The 19,636-nt window shown below is 59.6% G+C and carries 23 protein-coding genes and 2 tRNA genes; 12 read left to right on the forward strand and 13 right to left on the reverse strand.

Annotated features, from left to right (window positions below; all coding sequences use genetic code 11):
- Positions 1-402: an ExbD/TolR family protein gene (locus PSCI_RS20015; RefSeq protein WP_045490441.1), complete on the forward strand. Its 402-nt coding sequence runs from the start codon at positions 1-3 to the stop codon at positions 400-402.
- A gap of 83 nt (positions 403-485) precedes the next feature.
- Here the strand turns inward: PSCI_RS20015 and PSCI_RS20020 are convergent, their stop codons facing one another.
- Positions 486-821, reverse strand: a complete 336-nt coding sequence (locus PSCI_RS20020) for a hypothetical protein (protein ID WP_045490444.1) — start codon at positions 819-821, stop codon at positions 486-488.
- A 338-nt stretch (positions 822-1,159) separates the two neighbouring features.
- Here PSCI_RS20020 and PSCI_RS20025 point away from each other — a divergent pair, with 338 nt between their 5' ends.
- Positions 1,160-2,017: an SDR family oxidoreductase gene (locus tag PSCI_RS20025; RefSeq protein WP_045490447.1), complete on the forward strand. Its 858-nt coding sequence runs from the start codon at positions 1,160-1,162 to the stop codon at positions 2,015-2,017.
- A gap of 94 nt (positions 2,018-2,111) precedes the next feature.
- Positions 2,112-3,542, forward strand: a complete 1,431-nt coding sequence (locus PSCI_RS20030; RefSeq protein WP_045490450.1) for an NAD-dependent succinate-semialdehyde dehydrogenase — start codon at positions 2,112-2,114, stop codon at positions 3,540-3,542.
- Positions 3,543-3,675: 133 nt separating this feature from the next.
- Here PSCI_RS20030 and pbpG read toward each other — a convergent pair whose 3' ends face one another.
- Entirely contained in the window at positions 3,676-4,614 is a 939-nt protein-coding gene (gene pbpG, locus PSCI_RS20035; RefSeq protein WP_045490452.1) for a D-alanyl-D-alanine endopeptidase, read from the reverse strand.
- Positions 4,615-4,865: 251 nt separating this feature from the next.
- Here pbpG and PSCI_RS20040 point away from each other — a divergent pair, with 251 nt between their 5' ends.
- Positions 4,866-5,426 (forward strand): hypothetical protein, encoded by a 561-nt coding sequence (locus PSCI_RS20040; protein WP_045490455.1) that lies wholly within the window; start codon positions 4,866-4,868, stop codon positions 5,424-5,426.
- Positions 5,427-5,435: 9 nt separating this feature from the next.
- Here the strand turns inward: PSCI_RS20040 and PSCI_RS20045 are convergent, their stop codons facing one another.
- Positions 5,436-5,618 carry a hypothetical protein gene (locus PSCI_RS20045; protein WP_045490458.1) on the reverse strand — a complete coding sequence of 61 codons (183 nt, stop codon included), beginning with the start codon at positions 5,616-5,618 and terminating at the stop codon, positions 5,436-5,438.
- Between the two features lie 133 nt (positions 5,619-5,751).
- Positions 5,752-6,132: a hypothetical protein gene (locus PSCI_RS20050; RefSeq protein WP_045490460.1), complete on the reverse strand. Its 381-nt coding sequence runs from the start codon at positions 6,130-6,132 to the stop codon at positions 5,752-5,754.
- A 226-nt stretch (positions 6,133-6,358) separates the two neighbouring features.
- Between PSCI_RS20050 and PSCI_RS20055 the strand changes: the two genes are divergently transcribed.
- Positions 6,359-7,171 (forward strand): shikimate 5-dehydrogenase, encoded by an 813-nt coding sequence (locus PSCI_RS20055; protein WP_045490462.1) that lies wholly within the window; start codon positions 6,359-6,361, stop codon positions 7,169-7,171.
- Here PSCI_RS20055 and PSCI_RS20060 read toward each other — a convergent pair whose 3' ends face one another.
- Positions 7,172-7,822 (reverse strand): YceH family protein, encoded by a 651-nt coding sequence (locus PSCI_RS20060; RefSeq protein WP_045490465.1) that lies wholly within the window; start codon positions 7,820-7,822, stop codon positions 7,172-7,174.
- A gap of 447 nt (positions 7,823-8,269) precedes the next feature.
- Between PSCI_RS20060 and PSCI_RS20065 the strand changes: the two genes are divergently transcribed.
- Positions 8,270-9,424 carry an MFS transporter gene (locus PSCI_RS20065; RefSeq protein WP_442965451.1) on the forward strand — a complete coding sequence of 385 codons (1,155 nt, stop codon included), beginning with the start codon at positions 8,270-8,272 and terminating at the stop codon, positions 9,422-9,424.
- Here the strand turns inward: PSCI_RS20065 and nhaR are convergent.
- Positions 9,414-10,310, reverse strand: coding sequence for a transcriptional activator NhaR (nhaR, locus tag PSCI_RS20070; RefSeq protein WP_045490467.1), 897 nt, complete (start codon positions 10,308-10,310; stop codon positions 9,414-9,416). The genes PSCI_RS20065 and nhaR overlap by 11 nt on opposite strands.
- 133 nt (positions 10,311-10,443) lie before the next feature.
- Between nhaR and PSCI_RS20075 the strand changes: the two genes are divergently transcribed.
- Both PSCI_RS20075 and PSCI_RS20080 read left to right on the forward strand, forming a co-directional pair.
- Complete coding sequence (locus PSCI_RS20075) at positions 10,444-10,686, forward strand: hypothetical protein (RefSeq protein WP_045490469.1); 243 nt, start codon at positions 10,444-10,446, stop codon at positions 10,684-10,686.
- Positions 10,687-10,719: 33 nt separating this feature from the next.
- Complete coding sequence (locus tag PSCI_RS20080) at positions 10,720-11,469, forward strand: TerC family protein (protein WP_045490471.1); 750 nt, start codon at positions 10,720-10,722, stop codon at positions 11,467-11,469.
- 95 nt (positions 11,470-11,564) lie between these two features.
- Here PSCI_RS20080 and PSCI_RS20085 read toward each other — a convergent pair whose 3' ends face one another.
- Positions 11,565-11,756 (reverse strand): hypothetical protein, encoded by a 192-nt coding sequence (locus tag PSCI_RS20085; RefSeq protein WP_045490472.1) that lies wholly within the window; start codon positions 11,754-11,756, stop codon positions 11,565-11,567.
- A 217-nt stretch (positions 11,757-11,973) separates the two neighbouring features.
- Between PSCI_RS20085 and PSCI_RS20090 the strand changes: the two genes are divergently transcribed.
- Positions 11,974-12,681 (forward strand): lipoprotein, encoded by a 708-nt coding sequence (locus tag PSCI_RS20090; protein ID WP_045490474.1) that lies wholly within the window; start codon positions 11,974-11,976, stop codon positions 12,679-12,681.
- A gap of 32 nt (positions 12,682-12,713) precedes the next feature.
- Here the strand turns inward: PSCI_RS20090 and PSCI_RS20095 are convergent, their stop codons facing one another.
- A complete protein-coding gene (locus PSCI_RS20095) occupies positions 12,714-13,997 on the reverse strand; it encodes an NAD(P)/FAD-dependent oxidoreductase (protein WP_045490476.1) in 1,284 nt (427 codons plus the stop codon).
- Positions 13,998-14,154: 157 nt separating this feature from the next.
- Between PSCI_RS20095 and PSCI_RS20100 the strand changes: the two genes are divergently transcribed.
- A tRNA-Val gene (locus tag PSCI_RS20100) sits at positions 14,155-14,231 on the forward strand.
- A 460-nt stretch (positions 14,232-14,691) separates the two neighbouring features.
- Here PSCI_RS20100 and PSCI_RS20105 read toward each other — a convergent pair.
- Entirely contained in the window at positions 14,692-15,915 is a 1,224-nt protein-coding gene (locus PSCI_RS20105; RefSeq protein ID WP_045490478.1) for an RNA-guided endonuclease InsQ/TnpB family protein, read from the reverse strand.
- Positions 15,916-16,231: 316 nt separating this feature from the next.
- On the opposite strand from PSCI_RS20105, the gene PSCI_RS20110 reads away from it, so the two are divergent.
- Entirely contained in the window at positions 16,232-17,725 is a 1,494-nt protein-coding gene (locus PSCI_RS20110) for a sensor domain-containing diguanylate cyclase (RefSeq protein ID WP_045494628.1), read from the forward strand.
- Positions 17,726-17,734: 9 nt separating this feature from the next.
- On the opposite strand, the gene PSCI_RS20115 is transcribed toward PSCI_RS20110, so the two are convergent.
- Positions 17,735-17,950, reverse strand: a complete 216-nt coding sequence (locus tag PSCI_RS20115) for a hypothetical protein (RefSeq protein WP_144403290.1) — start codon at positions 17,948-17,950, stop codon at positions 17,735-17,737.
- Positions 17,951-18,167: 217 nt separating this feature from the next.
- On the opposite strand from PSCI_RS20115, the gene PSCI_RS20120 reads away from it, so the two are divergent.
- Positions 18,168-18,244 (forward strand) — tRNA-Val (locus tag PSCI_RS20120).
- Between the two features lie 107 nt (positions 18,245-18,351).
- Here the strand turns inward: PSCI_RS20120 and PSCI_RS20125 are convergent.
- From PSCI_RS20125 to PSCI_RS20135, 3 genes are all read right to left on the reverse strand, one after another.
- The gene (locus PSCI_RS20125; protein ID WP_045490480.1) at positions 18,352-18,585 is read right to left on the reverse strand and encodes a zinc-ribbon domain-containing protein; all 234 of its coding nucleotides are present in this window, start codon (positions 18,583-18,585) and stop codon (positions 18,352-18,354) included.
- Positions 18,586-18,692: 107 nt separating this feature from the next.
- On the reverse strand, positions 18,693-19,055 hold the full coding sequence (locus PSCI_RS20130; RefSeq protein WP_045490481.1) for an NUDIX hydrolase: 363 nt from the start codon (positions 19,053-19,055) through the stop codon (positions 18,693-18,695).
- A 126-nt stretch (positions 19,056-19,181) separates the two neighbouring features.
- Positions 19,182-19,559 carry a hypothetical protein gene (locus PSCI_RS20135; RefSeq protein WP_045490483.1) on the reverse strand — a complete coding sequence of 126 codons (378 nt, stop codon included), beginning with the start codon at positions 19,557-19,559 and terminating at the stop codon, positions 19,182-19,184.
- Positions 19,560-19,636 lie beyond the last annotated feature (77 nt).

Consider the following 19,636-nt stretch of genomic DNA (forward strand, 5'->3'; position numbering starts at 1 on the left):
ATGGCGTTCTCGACCCAAGACAGTGATGAAGTGCTCAGCGAGATCAACGTAACCCCGCTGGTGGACGTGATGCTGGTACTGCTGGTGGTGTTTATCGTCACCGCACCGCTGCTGACCAATTCGATCCCGATCAACCTGCCCAAGACCGAAGCAGTTGCACCGGCCGAGCAGAAAGACCCGTTGGTGGTCAGCATCGACGGGCAGGGCAAGGTGTTTATCAATAAGGATGAGATCCAGCCTGATCTGCTGGAAACCAACCTGCAGGCGGCCAAGGCCAAGGACGACAAGGTTCGGGTGCAACTGCAGGCCGATAATGGCGTGAACTACGGCGAAGTGGCGCGGGCCATGGCCTCCATCGAACGCGCCGGTATTACCAAGTTGTCAGTGATTACCGCGAAATAGCAACTGCCCCTTCAAGACAGTGAGCTTCGGGTCATTCCGCCAAGGCATGGGGATGGCCCTTTTTTTTGCTTGTACCTTGCCGCTCAACTGCAGGCTTCCGCCGCGATGTAGTAAGCCGTTGAGTCTTCAACCACCGGCAACATGCCGCTCAATGGTTTGGCACTGTCCAGGCTTTCCAGGCTCTCACCGGTGCCCAGCAGCGAGACCGTTGCGCGCTCGCAGTTGTAGAGGTGCCGGGAGTACAACACACCCAGCATGCCTTCACGTCGGGTCACGACCACGCGCTGCTGCGGGTGACCGGACTTTTTCACCAGTGCGTGCTGGGCGCCCGGATCGTGCGGAACGCTGATCGGCTTTTCCGCAGAATGGACTGCCAGTGTGGGGGCCACAAAGGCCAGCGCGAGTATCAGGGTTTTCATCAGTGCCTCCTGCGGATGATGCGACGCGCCTTGCGTACCTGCTCAAATTATGAAATCCAAAAGTGCTGGCATATAGCCGCTTGTCGACTCGCGCAGTGTTAGTCCATTGCTGATACAAAACCCGTTACACATTTTGTTAAAGGGCAGGGACTTGCGGGCGAGATGTTCGTGTGCGCACGCCAATGACGGCGGTTTGTCGCCAGGCCTTTTCCGACCGGCGGTCTCATCCGGTCGGCATGCCCGATGCCGACCATTCGTCAGGGCCGCCGGTGACTGTGTTGAACACCAGGCGGCGCATGGGGGACACACAAAGACATCCCATGCAGAGGAAATCCTTCATGACTGACTATCCACGCCCACCGTTTCCTAAACAGACCCAGCCGGTGCCCGGCAGCCAGGGCCGCATGGACCCTTACCCCGACTGCGGCGAAGAAAGCTACACCGGATCGGGCCGCTTGCAGGGCAAGGTGGCGCTGATCACGGGGGCCGACAGCGGTATCGGTCGTGCGGTGGCAATCGCCTTTGCCCGTGAAGGTGCTGATGTGGCAGTGGCCTATCTGGATGAGCATGATGACGCTCAGGAAACCGCACGCTGGGTCGAGCGCGCGGGGCGCCAGTGTCTGTTGCTGCCCGGTGACCTTGCTGAAAAAGCCATGTGCAAGGAGGTCGTCGACAAGACCGTGGCGCAATTCGGGCGCCTCGATGTGCTGGTCAATAACGCGGCATTCCAGATGACCCACCAGCGCTTTGAAGATATCCCGGACGAGGAGTGGGTGCGCACCTTCGATATCAACATCACCGCGATGTTCCGCATCTGCCAGGCGGCGGTCCCGCACATGCAGGCCGGTGCCTCCATCATCAACACCAGTTCGGTCAATTCCGACATGCCCAAACCGACGCTGCTGCCTTACGCGACCACCAAGGGGGCGATCGCCAACTTCACCGGTGGCCTGGCGCAGTTGCTGGGTGAGCGGGGCATTCGAGTCAACAGCGTTGCACCGGGGCCGATCTGGACGCCGCTGATTCCGGCGACGATGCCGGCAGAGGAGGTCGAGCAGTTCGGCAGCAACACACCGCTAGGTCGCCCCGGTCAGCCGGTCGAGGTTGCGCCGCTGTATGTACTGCTGGCCAGTGACGAAGGCAGCTACCTGTCAGGCGAACGCTTTGGTGTCACTGGCGGACGGCCGATTTTGTAATGCCGTGGTTGATCTGCGCGCAGACAGCCCCATGTAACCCATAGAGAGAAACGACAGACGGTTTTTATTCTAAGTTAGCCAATGGAGAGTCACGATGTATCCAGATGTGCAACTGTATATCGACGGTCAATGGCGCGCCGCACGTGACGGCCGCTCACAGCCGGTGTTGAACCCAGCCACTGGCCAGACCATCGGCCAGGTCGCCCACGCCGATATCGCCGACCTGGACGAAGCCTTGGCCGCCGCCGAGCGCGGCTTTGCGACCTGGCGGGTGACGCCGGCGTTCGAGCGCTACAAGATCATGCGTCAGGCTGCGGTGCTGGTTCGCGAGCGCGCCGATGCCATTGCCCGGATCATGACCCAAGAGCAAGGCAAACCGTTGGCCGAAGCCCGTGCCGAGGCACTGTCGGCCGCCGATATCATCGACTGGCTGGCTGAAGAGGGGCGCCGCAGTTACGGCCGCCTGGTGCCATCGCGTAACGTGCATGTCGAGCAGAAAGTCATCAAGGAACCGGTCGGCCCGGTCGCCGCGTTCACACCGTGGAATTTTCCAATCAACCAGGTGGTGCGCAAGCTGTCTTCGGCGCTGGCCGCCGGTTGCTCGATCATCGTCAAGGCCCCGGAAGAAACCCCGGCATCGCCGGCCGAACTGATCCGCGCCTTCCACGACGCCGGCGTACCGGCGGGTGTGATCGGCCTGGTTTACGGCGACCCCGCGCAGATTTCCGGCTACCTGATCCCGCACCCGGTGATCCGCAAGGTCACGTTCACCGGCTCGACACCCGTCGGCAAGCAACTGGCAGCGCTGGCCGGCCAGCATATGAAGCGCGCCACCATGGAGCTGGGCGGTCATGCTCCGGCGCTGGTGTTTGCCGATGCTGACCTGGATCTTGCCGCCCGCACCCTGGCGGCCAGCAAATTTCGCAATGCCGGGCAAGTGTGTGTCTCGCCGACCCGGATTCTGGTGCAGCGTGAGGTGTTCGATGAGTTCACTGAGCGGTTCGTCGGCCTGACCCGCGAGGTCAAGGTCGGTTCCGGGCTGGACGCAGGCACCACCATGGGGCCGTTGGCCAACCAACGCCGGGTCCCGGCGCTACGGGAACTGGTTGACGATGCCGTCAGCCATGGTGCCCGTCTGGAAACCGGTGGCAAGGCGATTGAAGGCGACGGCTGGTTCTTCGAGCCCACCGTGCTGAGCGGCCTGACTACAGCCATGCGCATCATGAACGACGAGCCGTTTGGGCCGGTGGCCTTGCTGGTGCCGTTTGACAGTGTCGAAGAGGCGATCGCCGAATCCAACCGGGTGCCTTACGGCCTGGCATCGTATGCCTTCACCACCTCGATCAAGACTGCCCAGGCGCTGAGTTACGGTATCGAAGCCGGCATGCTGAGCATCAACCACCAAGGCATCGGCCTGCCGGAGGTGCCGTTTGGCGGCATCAAGGACTCCGGTTACGGTTCTGAAGGGGGCACCGAGGCCATCGAGGCTTACCTGAACACCAAACTGGTCACCCAGTTCGGTTGAGTCGCAATGCTCTCTGGTTGATTGTGGGAGCGAGCTTGCTCGCGAAGAGGGCGGTCAAACAGCACATTTGTTGTGAGTGTCACGCCATCTTCGCGACCAAGGTCGCTCCTACAGGGGGACGTCAGGCGCGCAGTTATTCCTTGGCCTGTTGCAAGCCATTTTGCTTGATCGCCAGATTCTTCTCTTTTTTGTACTGCAACGCCACCGCGGGTACCGGGCCGCTCTGGCCGGTTTCCAGCCATTTGCGCAGGCGGCTGGCATCGGCAAAGTGCGTCTGCTTGCCGAAGGCATCAAGAATCACCACCGACACCGGCCGCTTGGCCATGGTGGTCAGCAGCACCAGACAGTGCCCGGCCTGATTGGTAAAGCCGGTCTTGGTCAGGCGAATATCCCAATTCTCCCGATGCACCAGATGATCGGTGTTGCGAAAGCCGAGGGTGTAATTGGGCTTGCTGAAGCGCACGGTCTTTTCTTCGGTCGCGCTCAACTCGCTGAGCAATGGATATTTACGTGCTTCCATCAACAGTTTGGTCAGGTCGCGCGCCGTCGATACGTTAAACACCGACAAGCCGGTCGGTTCCAGGAACGCCGTATGGCTCATGCCCAGCGCCTTGGCCTTGGCATTCATGGCTTTGATAAACGCCGGATAACCTCCTGGGTGACTGTGGGCCAGGCTGGCTGCCGCACGGTTTTCCGAAGACATCAGGGTAATCAGCAACATGTCACGACGATTAAGCTGGCTGCCCAGTTTGACCCGCGAGAACACCCCTTTCATTTCTTTGGTTTGGGAAATATCGACCGGGATCAGTTCGTCCATCGACAGCTTGGCGTCCAGCACGACCATGGCAGTCATCAGTTTGGTGACCGAGGCAATCGGCACCACCACATCCGGGTTATTGGCGTAGATGACTTTATTGGTTTGCAGGTCGACAACCATGGTGCTGCCGGAGGCCAGGTGCAGATTGGCCGGGTCACGATTGAACGGGGCAGGCTCATTGGCCAGTGCCTGAGTACCGATCAGCGAGCCTGTAAGTGCAACTAAAAGGCCCAGCGTACAAAGACGGATTTTCAAGAACAGTACTCACTCAATGGAAGGTGTGTCGGCACACGACAAAACAGGAAAAACAGCGCATTTTAGAAGCAGTTTTTGCCTAAAGTCGATGGGGCGAGTGGCGCATTTGTGCATTAAGTCGAGCCATTGGATATTTGTTCAGAGAGGGTTAAGTGACAAAACGGTATTGCCCGTAATATTCGTGGTATCTGTCACCTACACCGATTAGCATCCCACGTCATTCGAATTTCACGGGTTCAAGGAGTCAGGCAATGCCCAAGGGGTTGATCGGCAAGGATTACCTGTTACTGGTTGTCGTTGCTGCGGTAATTACAGTGGTTATGCTGGGCGCCGGTTTTTTGGTCAAGCCAGTGGACTGGGCCGGCTGGGTGCAGGCCACCGGGGTCATCGTGGCGTTGTTGCTGGCAGTGGCGGTGCCGGCCATCCAGCGCAGCCAGCAGGCGCGTGAAGCGCAGCGGCAATTGCGCGAGCGCGAAGTGGGCTACGCACGGCGCATCCAGTACCTGTGCGGTGAGTTGAGCGAAATGCAGGGGCGCATCAGCCTTAATCTGTTGCACCTGCGCGCCAATGACCGGCATCGTCTGAAATTCACCTTGCAGGACTACCTGCACCGGTTGTTCGAGTCGCATAAGCATGATCTGAATGACGACCGGATCGTGGTCGTCCATGAACTGCGCCAAATCGCCAACGATGTAATCGATGAACTGGACAGCGGTCGCACTGATCGGGCGGTGTATACGGTTATTGAACGACGTTTGCAAAAGCTGGCGCAGCGTTGTCAGATCATCGTAGTGATCGCTGAGCGTCTTTGAGCCGCGGCTTCAGCCATTGAGCCTGGGCTTTTCCAATTGTTGGTACAGCGCCTGGGCGGCGGGCAGCGAGGTCAGCGGGCCGCTGACCGCCTCACCGTCGCGCATTAGATACCAGCACGCCAGCAGCCCTTGCTCGCGCAATTGCGCCGGGACTGCACTGCCTACCACCGACATGATATTGACCTTGTTCATGACTGCCTCCGTAACCGATGCAGTTCACTTTACTCACGCCCGGTGGCTGACAGAAATCAACGCTTTCGATAGTGGTCATTGATACAACGGCCATAAACGACAACCCCGCCATAAGGGCGGGGTTGGGTGAGTCTTACCAGCGGCCGCGTGGTGGGCCGTAGTACACCGGCTGTGGCGGTGGACCGTAGTGACGGTAGTAGCCTGGTGGTGGGCCGGGGTAGCGCTCGACAACTTCATAGACCGGTGCCGGGCGGTAGTAGACCGGTGGCGGTGGTGGTGCGTAATACACGTTGCGTGGCTGCACGTACACGGGCTCACGCTGGATGTAGACAGGCTCGCGCTCTACATAAACGGTCCGGTCGCGGCTGCCGGCCACGGCGGCGCCCACCACGGCGGCACCGACTATTGCACCCGCTATCGCCGGACCTCCCCAGCCATGGCCACCGGCATTGGCTTGACCTGCCAGCGCCAGGGCACCTGCAAACAGGGCGATCTTGGAAAAATGACGAATCATGACGGTTGTTCCTCGGCTTTCGACCCGTTGTCGCAGGGCACCGTCTTTCAGTGCTGCCACGGGGTTAATACTAAGACAGCGGTTTTGTTCAAACTGCGAAGCCGCTGGGTAAAGTTTGTGTAAGGTGGAAGCCCTGACGACAGACGGCACTTTTCGAGCATTTGTCTGTCGCAACAAGTTTACGCCTGTTGTCCAGATTTTAGCCAATACCGTTCAGGAGATTCGCATGTCCATTACTGCCAGTCGGGACACCGTGTTGTGCATGTCCCTGGCCGCCCGCCCCGGAAACTTCGGCGTGCGCTTTCACAACTATCTGTACCGTGAACTGGGCCTGAACTTCTACTACAAGGCTTTTGCCCCCAATGACCTGATCGGCGCCGTCACTGGCATGCGCGCGCTGGGCATTCGCGGTTGCGGTGTATCGATGCCGTTCAAGGAAGACTGCATTGCCCTGGTCGATGAGCTGGATGCGTCGGCGGCGGCCATTGAGTCGATTAATACCATCGTCAACACGGACGGCCACCTCAAGGCTTATAACACCGACTACATCGCCGTCGCGCAGTTGCTCGACAGCCACGCCGTGCCGCGTACTGCTTTTGCCTTGCGTGGCAGTGGCGGGATGGCCAAGGCGGTGGCCTGTGCGATGCGGGATGCCGGCTTTAGCGACGGGGTGATCGTGGCCCGCAACCGGCAGGCTGGCGAGCAGCTTGCGGCCACCTGCGGATGGCACTGGGTGCCGGAGTTGGGGGCTGAGAGGCCGGCCTTGCTGGTCAATGTCACGCCGCTGGGCATGACAGGCGCCCAGGCTGATGAGCTGGCGTTCGACCGGGCGGCCATCGAGACGGCCCAAACCCTGTTCGACGTGGTCGCCACCCCGGCCGAAACGCCGCTGATCCAGGCCGGGCGCCAGCTCGGCAAACAGTTGATCACCGGCGATCAGGTGGCGGCGATCCAGGCGCTGGAGCAGTTCGTGCTGTACACCGGGGTGCGGCCCAGCGATGAGCAATACCAGCGGGCGGCTGCATTTGCCCGTGGCTGATCAGCCTTCCAGTTGCGCCAGCCGCGCTTCCAGCGCGGCGATACGCGCTTCGAGTTCATCGAGCCGGTCGCTGGAGGCCGAAGCGCTGCGTTCTGGCGCCTGCTGGCGGCTGTCGAGCAGGGCTTGCAGGTCGGCTTCGCTGCCCAGTTTGTGCATGTAGCGATCTTCACGCTGACCGCCCTGACGCGGCAGCAGTGACACCAGGCCGCGGGCTATCAAGCGTTCGAGCTGGTGCTGCACTTGCTCGGCGTCTTCGAAGTCGTGCATGCGGTTGCTGCGGGTCAACAGTTCATTGACGGTCTGCGGGCCGCGCAGCAGTAACAGGCCGGTGAGGATCAATTGCGCCGGGACCAGTTCCAGATGTCTGTCGAGCTTGTGCTCCCAACGGTCGGCGCGACTGCCCATCACCAGCTTGGCCAGTCCCAGGTTTTCCAGGCTGCGCAGGCTCTGGCCGATCTGGCCCTGAGTGAGGTTCATTATCGGCTCGCGGCTGGTTTTCTGGTTGCAGGCCAGCATCAAGGCATTGAGGGTCAGGGGATAGCTTTCCGGGCTGGTGGCCTGTTTTTCAATCAGGCTGCCGAGAATCCGGGCCTGCGTGGCATCGAGCAGCAGGGTTGAGGATTCATTGCTGGATTCGGGGGTGTCGGTCATGGTGTGCTCCCTGGACAATGGCAGGCGGCCAGCCTAGGGCTTGTCAGGCACAATTGCCAGTGGGTAGGGACTGTTACCGTTTCATCACAACCGCGCCGAGGTCTGTTTTGTCGGCCTGTGTAGGCTTCACCTGTTGGAATACGTGCGACAAAACAGCCACGGCCCTGCGGGTTGCGCCCCAAATCGCGCCATGCGTCGTCGAAGGACTTGAAAAGGGAGCGACCATTTCCTGCGTCCTTCGCCTCGCCTGACACGATTTGGCACTGCAACGCGGCCTGCGCTGAAACGGCAACAGCCCCTAGCGAAAAACCCGCAACAACTGGCCAGCCCCGGCTGTCTATAATTGCCGCGCCTTTGTGAATTGCCGCATCTTTGTGTCAGAGGCTCTTCGGCCTCTGTTTCACCCGACGTTCCGCATGCGGGGCGTATCGTTGTTGGAGTGTTCTGATGTTAGCTGTCTATCTGTTGTCTGCCGCCGGCTTCACGGTGGTGACCACGGAGTTCGTGATTGTCGGTTTGTTGCCTGCCATGGCCCGCGATTTGGGCGTTTCTATTTCTCAAGCCGGCCTGCTGGTGACCCTGTTCGCGTTTACCGTGGCAGCCCTTGGGCCATTTCTGACCGCCTGGTTTGCGCGCTTCGAGCGGCGCCGGCTGTTTATCGGGGTGCTGGTGCTGTTCGGCCTGTCCAATGCATTGGCCGCCGTGGCGCCCAATTATGGCGTGATGGCGCTGGCGCGACTGCTGCCGGCGCTGGCCCTGCCAGTGTTCTGGTCACTGGCCAGCGAGACCGTGGTCAATCTTGCCGGCCCGGAACACGCGGGCAGGGCGGTGGCGCGTTTCGGGGTCGGGATCATCCTGGCGATGGTGTTCGGCATTCCGGTCGGCACCCTGATCAGCGATGCATTCGGCTGGCGTGTGGCGTTTGCCGCAGTCGCCGCTCTGGCGCTGCTCAAAGCGTTGCTTTTGCTCATCTGGTTACCGACCAGTCGCCCCAATCACGCCGTGTCGATGCGCGAGCAACTGGGCATTCTGCGCAGCCCGTTGATGCTGGGCCATGTGCTGCTCTCGGTGTTGGTGTTCAGCGGCATGTTCACCGCCTACACCTACCTGGCCGACATGCTTGAGCGTCTGGCAGGTTTCGACGGTACGGTGGTGGGCTGGTGTCTGATGGGCTTTGGCGCAGTGGGCCTGATTGGCAATGCACTGGGCGGGCGTATGGTTGATCGTCACCCGTTAGTGGCCAGCCTGACGTTCTGTACCTTGCTCAGCGTCGGCATGCTCGCAGTGGTGCCCAGCGTGGGTTCGATTGCCGCGCTGATGGCGGCCCTGATCGTCTGGGGCATCAATCAGGCGGCGCTGTTTCTGGTCTGCCATGTGCGCTTGATGAAGGCCGCGCCCCAGGCACCGGCCTTCGCCGCGTCGCTGAACGTGGCGGGCGGTAACCTGGGTATCGGCCTGGGGGCAATGATCGGTGGACGGGTGATCGACAGCCTGGGGCTGACCTATCTCGGCGTGGCCGCTGCCGCCATCGTCGGCCTGGCGATCCTGCTGGCCCTGGCGATGCTCAGGTTCGACCCGCTGCCGGCCTCGATCAGTCGCTGAACAGCTTGCTGCGTGCGCCCTCGGTGATGGCCACCACGCCTGGGTGGCGGACCTTGCGCTCGACGGTAATGGCGTAGAACGACTCGGTCACCGCTTCGGTCTGGCCAATCAGGCGTACGCCATATTGTTCCTGGACCTCGTGGGCAATTACGCTGGGGGCGACGAATACACCGCTGCCGGAGCGCCCGAAGGCCTTCATCAAGGCACTGTCGTCAAATTCACCGATGATCTGCGGGCGGATTTTCTGCTCGGCAAACCAGCGCATCAGCCTGGCGCGTACCACGGTGTCTTGACCTGGAATCAGCAGTGGAGCGCCGTCCAGTGCCTGCGGAAACTCCATGGTCAGACGCTGCGCCACCTCTTCAGTGGCAAAAAAGCTGACCCCGCATTCGCCCAGTTTCTGACTGTAGCCACGGATATCCAAATGCGGCGGCATCGGGCTGTCAGACACCACCATGTCCAGGCGCTGGATGGCCAGGTCGGCGAGCAGGCGTTCGAGTTTGTCTTCGCGACAGGTGATACGGATTGGCTCGTTGAGCTCCATGGTCGGGGCGATCAGGCGATAGACAATCGACTTGGGCACCACGTCGGCCACGCCGATCCTGAACAGCGTGTGCTGTTCACCGGGCTGTGAGCGCAGCACGCTTTCCAGTTCGTTTCCGAGCTGGAACATCTGCTCGGCGTAGGGTAAGGCCAGCCGGCCTGCCTCGGTCAGTTCCAGTTGCCGGCCGACACGCTGGAACAGATCCACGCCCAGGCTGTCTTCCAACAGGCTGATTTGCCCGCTGATGGTTTGTGCGGTGAGGTTCAATTGCTCACAGGCACGCACGATGCTACCGGTACGGGCCACCACCCAGAAATAGTGCAGTTGTCGATAATTGAGCATAGCGATCGCATAGTTCGTAAAAACCGAAGTATATACCTTGTAAATACGAATTTTCCGGATGTTTCAGAGTCATTAGAATGCTTCCCAACGCCGGGCACATTTGAAGTTGCCGGCATCGCTCATTGAGGGAATCATGAAAAGCGCTATGTATGCTGCACTCTTGACCTGTTCGCTGGTTGTCATCAGTGGTTGTGATCAGGTTGAATCATCCGGCAAGCAATTGCTCGATACTGCGGCCAACTCGGCCAAGCAAGCCATCGACGACACTCACAAGGCGGCCACCAAGGCGCTGGAAGAGGCCAAGGACGAATTGTCAGTGATAGAGCCAGCGCCCAAGCCCAAGGCTGAAAGCGAAAAAAACGGCCAGGAAATCTGATCTCATTAACTCTCGTATAAGCAGGGCATGACTATGGAATACCTGTTGGAACTTGCGACCAGCCCGGCGGCCTGGATCGCATTGGCAACGCTGGTGGTGATGGAAGTCGTGCTGGGTATCGATAACCTGATCTTTATTTCGATTCTGACCAACAAGTTGCCCGAGCATCAGCGCGAGAAGGCGCGCCGTCTGGGTATCGGCATGGCGTTGATCATGCGTCTGGGCCTGCTCGGTACGGTGGCCTGGATCGTGCAGTTGACCGAGCCGGTCATCGAGGTGCTGGGTCAGGCGTTCTCCTGGAAAGACATGATCCTGATTGCCGGTGGTCTGTTCCTGGTCTGGAAGGCGACCACGGAAATCCACCACAGCATGGACCATGCCGAGGAGAAAGAGGCGACTGTTGGCGGTAAGGTAGCGTTGAGCATGGGCGCGGCCATTGCGCAGATCCTGTTGCTCGACCTGGTGTTCTCCATCGACAGTATCATTACTGCGGTGGGCATGACCGAACACCTGCCGATCATGATCATTGCGGTAGTGACTGCGGTGGTGGTGATGCTGGTCGCTGCTGAACCGCTGGCCAAGTTCATCAACGATAACCCGACGGTGGTGATGCTGGCCCTGGGCTTCCTGATCATGATCGGTATGACCCTGATCGCCGAAGGCTTCGGTGCCCACGTACCGAAAGGCTACGTGTACGCCGCCATGACCTTCTCGGCGCTGATCGAGATGCTGAACATGATGGCCCGTCGCGCCAAGCGCAAGAAAGCCGCTGCTGCCCAGTAACGGCGCTGCGGATAAAGCCAACGGCCGATCCCTGTGAGGGGATCGGCCGTTGGCTTTTGTGGCTTGGCAATGGCGGATGCAGCAGTGGCCGGGACTCAGTGTGCGGCGGCAGGGTGGCTCTTGTGCTTGGCAAGAGGCTGTGACGGCAGGGCGGCCGGTCGGACTTGAGGTGGCTGGCGTAGCGGCTGATGATGGCGGCGGGCGATGCGCATGACGCCCCACAGCATGGCGCATGCAACGGCCAGCCAGGCGGCGATCAGCATCACGATGGTCATTTCCGGGCTCATGGTGTGCCTCCACGTATTCTCTAGTGCTCTCTAGATAACCGACAGTCTAGTCCGGGAAGTGTTGCGCCAAATTGACCAATGGCGTTGTGCTTCGACCGTTTTGATCTATTGACAGCCGCAGACTGCGCCACCGGGCTATACCGACGCAGGGCAGGGCTCTATGATCGGCGTTCCCGTCAGGTCAGCGGTTGCCTGGCGTTCGAAAAAGTGAGGGAACATGCTGTCGGTATCTTTTCCATTGCGGTCGGCCAAGGGCGTGCTGGCCGTGCTCATGCTGTCGCTGCTGGCTGGCTGTGGCACTTCAGCGCATCGTCTGGCGGCCATACCGCCGGACCCACAAGGCTTGCCCGATCGGGTGGAACTCAAGGCCGTGCCCGTGTTTCGTGGCAATGCCTACCAGAGCGGGCCGGGTGCGCTGGCCAGCATGTTGGCCAATCATAAGGTTGGTACGACGCCGGGGTTGCTGGAAAAGAATCTGCAACTGCCGGGCGCCGAGGCGCAACTTGAACAGAACCTGCAGCGGGTCGCTCGCGAGTACGGATTTGTGGTCTACCCGCTGGACCAGAACTTTCGCGCGTTAATGACTCAGGTCGCGGCGGGCTATCCGGTGCTGGTGCGCTTTAGCGAGGGCGCGGTGCTGTGGAAGGAGCCGCGCTATGCCGTGCTCAAAGGCTACGACCGTTACCGCGACGTGGTGATTCTCCAGGCGGGCATGAACCCGCGCCAGACCATGAGCTTCAGCAGCTTTACTTCCGCCTGGGCAGATGCCGGCCACTGGGCGGTGTTGGTGCAGGGCGCACGGCAACTGCCAGCCAAGGTCGATCAGCAGCGCTGGTTACAAGCCGCTGATGAGTTATCCCGAGCGGGCCAGGAGCAGGCCGCCGGTGAGGCGCGCAAGGCGCTGACCCGCCAGGCAGGGCAGTAACTGCCGCACGTGGGCGGGTCAACTTGGGCGGGTCAAAAGCCGAGCTTGTCGCGCAGGCTGTAATACCAGGCGCCGAGTGCCGTCAACGGGGTGCGCAGCATCTGGCCGCCGGGGAAGGGGTAGTGCGGCAGGCCGGCAAACGCATCGAAGCGTTCGGCCTGCCCGCGCAGGGCTTCAGCCAGCACCTTGCCGGCCAGATGGGTATAGGTCACGCCATGGCCGCTGCAACCCTGGGAGTAATAGATGTTGTCGCCCAGCCGACCGACCTGCGGCAGGCGCGACAGGGTCAGAAGGAAGTTGCCGGTCCAGGCGTAATCGATCTTCACGTCTTTGAGCTGCGGGAATACCTTGAGCATTTTGGGCCGGATAATGGCTTCGATGTTGGCCGGGTCGCGCGCGCCGTAGACTACGCCGCCACCAAAAATCAGACGTTTGTCGGCGCTCAGGCGGTAGTAGTCGAGCAGGTAATTGCAGTCCTCGACGCAGTAGTCATCGGGCAGCAGCGAACGGGCCAGCTCTTCATTCAATGGTTCGGTGGTGATCACCTGAGTGCCGCACGGCATGGACTTGGCGGCCAGCTCCGGCACCAGGTTGCCCAGGTAGGCATTACCGGCAACGATGACGAACTTGGCTCGCATCCGGCCCTGAGCGGTGTGCACGACCGGGTTGGCGCCGCGCTCAATGCGGGTGGCCGCTGATTGTTCATGGATTACCCCGCCCAATGCCAGCACTGCAGCGGCTTCGCCCAGCGCCAGGTTCAATGGGTGAATATGCCCGCCGCTCATGTCCAGCATGCCGCCGACATACTGGTCGCAGGCCACGACCTGGCGCATGCGCGATGCATCCAGCAGTTCAAGCTGGTTATGCCCGTAGCGTTCCCAGAGACGCTTTTGCGCTTCCAGATGGCCCATCTGCCGTGGGTTCAGTGCGGCGAACACGCCGCCGTCTTTGAGGTCGCAGTCGATGCCGTAGCGTGCCACCCGATCACGAATGATTCGTGCCCCCTCGAAGGCCATGTCCCCCAATAGCCGCGCCTGGTCGGCCGGCATGCTGCGTTCGATCACGTCGATGTCGCGGCTATAGCTGTTGACGATCTGGCCACCGTTGCGCCCTGAAGCGCCGAAGCCGACCCTGGCGGCTTCCAGTACCGTGACCTTGAAGCCGTGCTCCAGCAGGAACAACGCACTGGAAAGTCCGGTATAGCCGGCGCCAATGATGCATACATCGGTCTGCACCTCGCCTTGCAGGGCGGCATGTGCAGGCGCAGGATTGGCTGAAGCGGCATAAAACGACTGAGGGTAAGTGATGTTCGCCATTCGAGGGTTCCGTTTAAAATTATTGACGAATGAGCTGATCCTACCCGAGATTTTTGACACGCAACACCGGTTGCCCATAAAAAGTTTTCGATTTCAGTACGTTAGCGAAAAAAACCGTTGACAGGGTTATGGTTATCCGTAGAATGCGCCCCACAGCAGGCACGTAGCTCAGTTGGTTAGAGCACCACCTTGACATGGTGGGGGTCGTTGGTTCGAGTCCAATCGTGCCTACCAAATCAAATCCGCCCCTGCTGGCGGTATCAAAAAGGGCAGCCCGAACGGGTTGCCCTTTTTGTTTTGTGCTTTGTCATGTTGTTCATTTGTTTCATGATTGTCCGGGCAAAGAGAATCATTGTCGTCCCTAGGGGCTGTTGACGTTTCAGCGCAGGCCGCGTTGCAGCGCCAAATCGTGTCAGGCGAGGCGAAGGACGCAGGAAATGGTCGCTCCCTTTTCAAGTCCTTCAACGAGCGGAGCGCCGCCCGAGCTGGCGCGATTTGGGGCGCAACCCGCAGGGCCGTGGCTGTTTTGTCACACACACTTCAACAGAGTGAAGCCTATGCAGGCCGACAAAATAGACCTCGGCGCGGTTGTGATGAAACGTCAACAGCCCCTAACGACCGTCCGGCGGCGCACTTTTAATTGCAGTACCTTTGACATCCTCCCCGGCCTGAAGGCCGGAGATTCCTACGGCGCTCAGGCGCGGCATCGAGCCGCCCCCGAGTCGCTTCGGTGGGTTCCTGCTGCTGGCGCCATGACCTCTGCGCTCACTTCACAGGCTAACCGGGCGTGTCCCGCCCTTAGTACATTGATCGCCCCGACCACATCGGCGTTGCCTTCAAAACCACATCCCACACACCTGAACAGCGCCTGCGTCTGGCGGTTGGCCGCCGACACATGGCCGCAACACGGGCACGTGCGGCTGGTATCTCGCGGCGGCACGGCAATCAGCCAGCCGCCGCGCCACGCCAGCTTGTAGTCCAGTTGGCGGCGGAACTCGAACCAGCCCTGATCGAGGATGGCCCTGTTCAGGCCAGACTTGGCCCGAACGTTTCTTCCCGGTGCCTCGGCCGTGCCCGCCGCCGACCTGGACATATTGCGTACCTGCAAGTCCTCGATACACACCATCGCGTGGTTTTGGCTGATCGTGGTGGAGCACTTGTGCAGATAGTCACGGCGGGCATTGCCGATGCGGGAGTGAATGCGCTGGATGCAGGCTTTCGCCTTCTTCCAGTTGCGGCTGAATCTGACCTTGCGGCTCATCGCCTGCTGCGCTTTGCACAGCGCGGTTCCATGGCGTTTGAAGCTGTTCAGGGGTGCGTAGAACGAACCATCCGAAAGCGTGGCGAACCGGGCAATGCCCATGTCGATGCCGACTGCCGCACCCTGTGCCGTGGGCTGCTCATCGATCTCGCGTTCGGTCTGGATACTCACGAACCACTTGCCACACGACTGGCTCACGGTGATGTTCTTCACAGTACCCAGCGTCTCGCGGCTGTTGCGGTAGCGCAGCCAGCCCAGCTTGGGCAGAAACAGGCGACTGTTGGTCTGGTCGAGCTTGATCTGTTTCGGGTCGGGATAGCGGAAACTGTCGCGCTGCCCCTTCTTCTTGAACCGGGGAAAGTCAGCTCGCTTGGCGAAGAAGTTGGTGTAGGCCCGCTCCAGATCCTTGAGGCTCTGTTGCAATGGGTGAACCGGCGCATCGGCCAGCCATGCGGTTTGCGGGCTATTGCGCCACTCGGTCAGCAACTTGCACAGGCCCGCATAGCCAAGCTTCTTCTCGCCTTGCTCGTGACGTTCCTTCTGCAACGCCAGCGCCTTGTTGAAGACGAAGCGACAGGAGCCCGCAAAGCGGCGCATTTGCCACTCCTGCCGGCCATCTGGCATGAGTTCGTACTTGAAGGCTTGAAGTCGTTGCATGCTGCTCTTGAACCATGAGCAATAAAGACGACATTAGGCGCGGACGGCACGGTGTTTTCAAGGTGCATGCCCATGGGGTCTTTGTAACGAAATACCGCCGTAGAAGGGCATCTGTGTCGCCATGTTACTTCGCATCATCTGCGGCGGTGCATCCATCGAACAGCAGCAGCCCCCCACGGCAACCAGGGACGGCTACGCCGTCCGCGCTATCCTTCCCCGCCCTGAACGGCGGGGCTTGTCGCGCGCCCGATGGCCAGGCTTGCCATTGTGACAACAGTTGGCCAAGCTGAACGCGCATTTGCTTTCAGGTATTCAAGTGAAACGTGATCTTCACCTCGCCGTGGTGCTGTTATGTGTGGTGTGTTTTGCACTGACCTTCATTACCGGTTGGAAAGTGTTCACGGCACGTAAAGCGGCACTCAATAATGTCTATGTCAACGGTGCGAATCTCGCGCAGGCATTGATCACTTATTCCGATGGTGTCGTCCGGCAGAGTTCAATGCTGCTCAACGGCCTGGTCGAACGTCTGGAGGCAGAGGGTTTTGGCGAGCATCAACTGGATCGCCTGGATAAATTGCTGCATGCCCAACAGCGGGTCATGCCGCAACTCAACGGTTTAACCATTTACGATCGGCAGGGTAACTGGCTGTTGTCTTCCACCGGCTTGCATGCACAAGGTCTGAACAGTGCTGACCGGGCGTACTTCATTCATCACCAGCGCAGTGCCTCCAGCGAAATATTCATTGGTCCGCCCATCCAGAATCGCTCGACCGATGTCTGGGTCATTACCATCAGTCGCCGGGTCAATGATTCGCAGGGTCAGTTCGCCGGCGTGGTGGCCGCTACATTGGGCATCAAAAACTTTCTCGACCTGTTTGGCAAAATTGATGTGGGTGACAACGGTACGATTTCACTGGCGTTTACCCACGGCCAATTACTGGTGCGTTATCCATTTCGCGAAGAAGAAATGGGGCGCGATTTTTCCCAGTCGCCCATTTATAAAAAATACTTCATGGGTCGCTCCTCGGGGAATGCGACATTTACTTCCAGTCTGGATGGTGTAGAGCGGATCTCGACCTTTCGCCAAAGTGACACGTTGCCGTTGTTGGTCAGTGTCGCCCGGGAGAAGAGTGAAGTTCTGCGCAACTGGCGTTTTGAAGCGCTGCTGTCATTGGCGGTATTGGCGGTGTTGATCGTTTTTGTCGTGGCTGCCGGCCTGGTCTTGTTACGGCATATCAAACGGCGCATTGAAAGCGAATCGGAGTTGCTGATTGCTCGGCAACAGTTATTGAGCAGTAATGAGAAGCTTGAACAATTAGCGTTGCAGGATCCATTGACGGGTCTGGCCAATCGACGCTGCTTTGATGAGCGTCTGCTCATGGAGTCTTCCCGCGCACAGAGAAATGGCACGACACTGGGTCTGTTGCTGGTCGATATCGACTTTTTCAAGCGTTTCAACGATAGCCTGGGGCATGTGGCGGGTGACCAGTGCCTGCAAGCGGTTGGCCAGACGATCGGCGGGTGCGTCAGGCGCGCCACTGACCTGGCTGCTCGTTATGGCGGCGAAGAGCTGGCGTTGATTCTGCCTGATACCGACAGCCAAGGCGTGTCGGAGGTGGCGGCCTTGATACTGCAGCGTCTGGAGGCGCTGAGCATCCCTCACCCTGCCAGCCCCTATGGGCGGGTCAGTGTGAGTATCGGCATGGCGTGCTTCAACGGCCAGCAATTGGCGGATGGTTCCATCGTTGAAGCGGCCGATGAGGCCCTGTACCGGGCCAAGGCGCAGGGGCGTAACCGGCTTGAGGCGTAAGCCTTGCGCTCAGGGGCGCTTGAGCAGGCTCGGGCTTGCCAGCAAGTTGGTCAGCCGGTCTGCATAGAGTGCAAGTTGCGAATAATCCATGGCCAGCTCGCCGCTGTCGTCCGGGGTGTTGCTGTCCATGCGGTTCATGCGGGTCGTGATTGCAAGCAGGGTGGCCTGCACGGTGGCCGAGGAGAAGTCCGTCTCGTCGATACCCAATGTCATTAGTGAAACCATGGCGGACCTCTACTAAAGTATTAATACCATATGATGGCATTCTGGCGTCAAAAGCAAGACGCCCGATGATTATTCCATCGGATGTCATGTGCTTCTATGAGCCGCTTGAGGCGCGAAGGGTTCACACAGAGGATTATAAAAATCCATCTTTTCAGTGGCTTAGTGAAAAAAAACTGATTGACAGGGTTATGGATATCCGTAGAATGCGCCCCACAGCAGGCACGTAGCTCAGTTGGTTAGAGCACCACCTTGACATGGTGGGGGTCGTTGGTTCGAGTCCAATCGTGCCTACCAAACAAATCCGCCTCTGCTGGCGGTATCAAAAAGGGCAATCCACAAGGGTTGCCCTTTTTGTTTTGCACTTGTTTCACCTGCCGGTCGCATGGCTTGCGACCATTGGCTTATCTGAAAATCAGCACCGCCGCGCCGGCAATCACTAGCACCACGCCAAAGATCATCCGCGCAATCCATGGCGCGGTCAGCCACACACCCGTCGCGCCGGCGATCTGGCCGATGTTCTTTTCGCTGAGCAGGCGATTGCCCGGGCCTGCATTCATCGGGTTGCCGCACTGTGGGCAGGCGTAGGCTTTATCGGAAATCCGCGCATTGCATTCAGGGCAGTCGATCAGGCTCATGGTTTTTCCGGCATCGGTTGTTTTCAATGCCGGTAAGACCTCTTCACCAAGGCGCGGTTCGCGCAGGGTTGTGAAGTTGTGCGCTGCTTGGCAGTTGCGCTGCTGGATCAGTGGCGACGGGCAAGATACTGGATGATGCGCCGGGTCGCATTGCTGGCCTTGCGTTGGCCTATTTCACTGTCGGCCAGCCATTGGCAATCGCTGATTTCATTGAGCGGGCGGGGTGTTTCGTGCTGTGGCACTTCGGTGATGAACACGTAATGCAGCACTTGATTGCCGGGGTATTGAGCCAGATAGCGCAGGTCGAGGTCGTGCAGTCCGGTTTCTTCGCAGAGTTCCCGGATCGCGGCTTGTTGCGGGGTTTCATCGGCTTCTATCTTGCCACCGGGCAACGCCCAGCGGGATTTGGGTTTGCGTACGTACAGAATCTGGTTATCGCGCTTGCAGATAACGGTCGCTCTGGCTTTCATCGTTCTTACAGTTCCTGTCTGCGATGGATCGCTCCATTGCAGGCTTTGTCCCGTTTGTAGCGATAAAGGTTCAGAGTTTTCTGAACGTATGAAAAAGCCCGGCATGCCGGGCTCTTTCAACAATAATCAGAAATCCCCGGTCCCAGAGGCTGTGCTGACTTGCTGCGCCATTGCGCGATAGGTTCCGTCGTCTGTAGCGCCCAGCAATGCCCGGCCATCCTTGAGCGTCGCCAGAAAGGTGATTTCCTTTCCTTCGCCGCCCAGCATCATGCCTGCTGCTGCGCCCACCGCACCCAACACCAGCGCGCCGGCCAAGCCGCGTCCGAGAGTGCCTTCAAGGCTTCTATTATGTCCCTGGCTGGCGATTTCTACCGATTTGATGTCGCTGTGCCGAAAGCTGATACCCGGCCATGGAAACAACGGGGTGACAAGTGTGATGGTGCCCGAGCGATATTCGCCATCACCTTGAAGAAAATCCCCCGCTAAAACGTTGATCTTAGCCATGTTCATTTCTCCATTGTTTCAACCGGATAACCATTGCGCGCGCCTGTGAGCCGCGTGTCAACGGCCAGGAGACGAGC

This window comes from Pseudomonas sp. StFLB209, from assembly GCF_000829415.1.
GTDB lineage: Bacteria > Pseudomonadota > Gammaproteobacteria > Pseudomonadales > Pseudomonadaceae > Aquipseudomonas.